This window comes from Gordonia sp. (in: high G+C Gram-positive bacteria) (assembly GCF_012515855.1).
Classification (GTDB): Bacteria; Actinomycetota; Actinomycetes; order Mycobacteriales; family Mycobacteriaceae; genus Gordonia.
Genome location: NZ_JAAYXO010000024.1, coordinates 1 through 2,960 on the forward strand (window position 1 = coordinate 1; position 2,960 = coordinate 2,960).

At 69.2% G+C, this 2,960-nt stretch carries 3 protein-coding genes; all 3 read right to left on the reverse strand.

Annotated features, from left to right (window positions below; genetic code table 11):
* Complete coding sequence (locus tag GX543_RS01560; protein ID WP_290849364.1) at positions 1-1,149, reverse strand: MazG family protein; 1,149 nt, start codon at positions 1,147-1,149, stop codon at positions 1-3.
* Between the two features lie 156 nt (positions 1,150-1,305).
* A complete protein-coding gene (locus GX543_RS01565) occupies positions 1,306-1,992 on the reverse strand; it encodes an ankyrin repeat domain-containing protein (RefSeq protein ID WP_290849365.1) in 687 nt (228 codons plus the stop codon).
* 126 nt (positions 1,993-2,118) lie between these two features.
* A partial coding sequence (locus GX543_RS01570; protein WP_290849366.1) for a LysR family transcriptional regulator occupies positions 2,119-2,960 on the reverse strand: 842 nt, incomplete at its 5' end.

The window sequence follows — 2,960 nt, forward strand, 5'->3', positions numbered from 1 at the left end:
CTACTCCCCCTCCGCGCTCCACTTCTCGAGCACGACCATCCCTGGCACGTCCGAGAACGTGAGTTCCTTGAACTTGCTGGTCTTGCCCTTCTTGTTCAGCGCGATGGGGTCGGAGTCGACGATCGTCTCGTCGTACTCCTCGTCCAAATCGTCGTCGACGGCCTGACCGTTGAGCGCAGGCTCCTCACCGGTGGCATCGTCGTCAGCGACAACGTCCTCGTCCACCGCAGCCTCTTCCTCGTACGCCATCCCGAGGTACTTGCGCCAAGTGTTCTCGTCGTTCAGGGTCACACCGTCGTCGCCGGCGGCGGCCTCCGCGGCGCGGACCTCGTCCATCAGACCCATCACCCGCCGACGCAGGTCGTCCTCGACGCTCGTGGTCGCATGCTTGCGGAACGGGATGTCGACTCGGTACAGCGACGGGCTCACGGCGATGACCGGGAAACTGACACTGGCCAGTCGCTCGAACACCTTCTGGACCAGGGCCAGCGCGGGCTGTGTGGTGACGATGCCGTCGAGCACGCTGCCGCGATCGCGTTCGGCCGATTTCGCGGCCTCCCACTCGTCGATCTGCCGCGCGAGGTCGGCATGCTCGCCGCCGAGAACGCCCGGGGTGCGAGCGGAGACTTTGTCGATGAAGCTTTGCGCGACGTCGTCGATGTCGAACGAACCGGTTGCCGAGTCGGCGGCGATGCGCGCATGAAAGAGCACCTGCAGCAGCAGATCCCCCAACTCGGACTGGAGCTCTTCGGGCGTGCCGCGCTCGATCGCGTCGAGCAGTTCGTAGACCTCTTCGAGGAGGTAGCGACGCAGCGAGTCGTGGGTCTGCAACCGCTCCCACGGACCCAGCCGACGCAGCCGGTCCATCAGTTCGACGGCCCGCAGCAGATTGGCGCCGGGCATGTGGCCGCCCTCGACCAGGGTCTCGCCCCACTTGAGTCGCTCGACGACCGCCGGATGCTCACGGTTGGAGGTGACGAGCGTCTTGGACCTGTCGTCGCCGACGAACCCGACCAGAACGTACGACGGCAACTGCCACAGCAGCGAGGGATGCACTTCCTCGGTGACAGCGACGGTCTCGACCAGCAGCGCCACCGCGCCGGCCGGAATCAGGTCGGGCCGCGACCCGTCGAGCAAGACGACGGCCATGGAAACTCCTCCCCGTACGATTCGGTGTCGACCTCGACATTAACGCCTTGCACCGCTCTGACCGCGTCACACGCGCGCGAACCGAGCGTGTCGCCGGTTACTCGGGAGTAGCGGAGTGTTCTGCGTGCCAGCGGCGTGGACACGCGTCCCGAAAAGCTACGACGCGCCGCGGTCGCGGAGGATCTGAACGATCGCGGTCTGCCCCAGGCGCCGCGCGTTGTCGAGGACCGTGCGACCCTCCGCGTCGCGAATGTCCGGGTCGCCGTCGGCATCGAGCAGCGCCGTCACGGTGTTCTGATACTTCGGCGAACCGTCGCCGTAGACGACGGCCTCCTGCATCGCGGTCCACCCCGGGGTGTTGACGTGATTGACGTCGACACCGGCGTCGATCAGCATGCGCACGGTCGATACCGAGCCGTGCTCGGCCGCGGGAATCAGCGCGGTGCCGCCGTAGCGGTTGACGCTGCGCAGGTCGGCGCCGTGGTCGAGGGTCATCCGCAGGATCGCGTCGTACCCCTCGGCGCCGGCGTAGAGGTAGGCCGAATCCTGGATGGCGTCCTTGGCATTCACGTCGGCGCCGGCGTCGATGAGGACGCGGGCAGCGGCCACCGCCTGGTTCTTGGTCGCGGTCACCAGCGGCGTGCGGCCCTGGTCGTCGCGGTTCTCGAGGTCCGCGCCGCGGTCGAGGAGGTCGCGGACGCGGGCAGCGTCGTCGGCGGCAGCGGCGTCGTGGAGCCGGCTGTTCAGCGACGGGTCGATCTGAATCGAGGGGGTGGTCGTGCCACTGGAGACCTGGACCTCCGGGCCGACGACGGCGGCGGCGCAGGATCCGGCGAGGAGCACGCCGACAGTCCGACCACCGCGGCCGCGAGGGCGGCGAGCACGGTACGTCGCACCGAGTTCGTCATGCGGGGACCTCCCTCGTGGACAGCTTGCCCCTCCACTAGTACGGAGCACCCGTCCGGCGCGCTACTGCTGCAGTTCGGCCAGTACGGCGCGCAGCGCCGGGTCGGCCTCGCCGCTGGTGCGCCACACGTTGTGGACCTCGCGGCGGGGTGCGTCGTGCAGCTCGCGCAGCACCACGCCGTCCGGAACGCGTGGTCGTGCCAGGCGGGGAATCAGCGCGACCACCTGGTCCGCGGCCACCAGCGCCATCTGCGTCCCGAAGTCGTCGACGGAGTGCACGACGTCCGGCTGCTGGTCGGCGGTCGCGAAGAGCCGCTCGAACCAGCGGTGACAGACCGTTCCCGGCGGGCTGGTGACCCACTGGCACTCGCGGAGCTCCGACCGCCGGATCGGTCGGTCCGACGACGCCAGCGGATGCTCCACCGGCAGCGCGAGGTCGCCGATGTCGGTGTGCAGGTGCGACCGCTGCAGGCCCGCGGGCACCGCGACGGTGACGCCGTCGGCGTCGTGGACCATCGCGAGGTCGGCGTTCCCCGACTCCACCGCGTACACCGCGGGTACCGGATCGAGCTCCACCACTTCCACGCGGACGTCGGGGAAGCGTTGTCGCACTTTCTTGAGCGCGGGCGCGACGATCCCCCGCACGCCGGTCGAGAACGCTGCGATTCTCACCACACCGCGCGGCGATCCGGCGTCCACCGACCGTGCCGCCGCCACCGACTTCTCGAGCGCGTTGAGGACCTCCGGCGCGGTCTCGACCAACGCGTGTCCGGCCGGCGTGAGGACCACTCGACGTCCGGCCGGCGCCACCAAACGCACTCCGACCTGCGATTCCAGTCGTTTGATCTGCTGCGAGATGGCCGACGGGGTGAATCCGAGCTCGTCCGCGGCGCGGGCCATGGTGC

Bases quoted from the DNA above. Each gene is read 5' to 3' on its own strand.
- GX543_RS01560 (WP_290849364.1), bottom strand. From the start codon at position 1,149: ATGGCCGTCGTCTTGCTCGACGGGTCGCGGCCCGACCTGATTCCGGCC.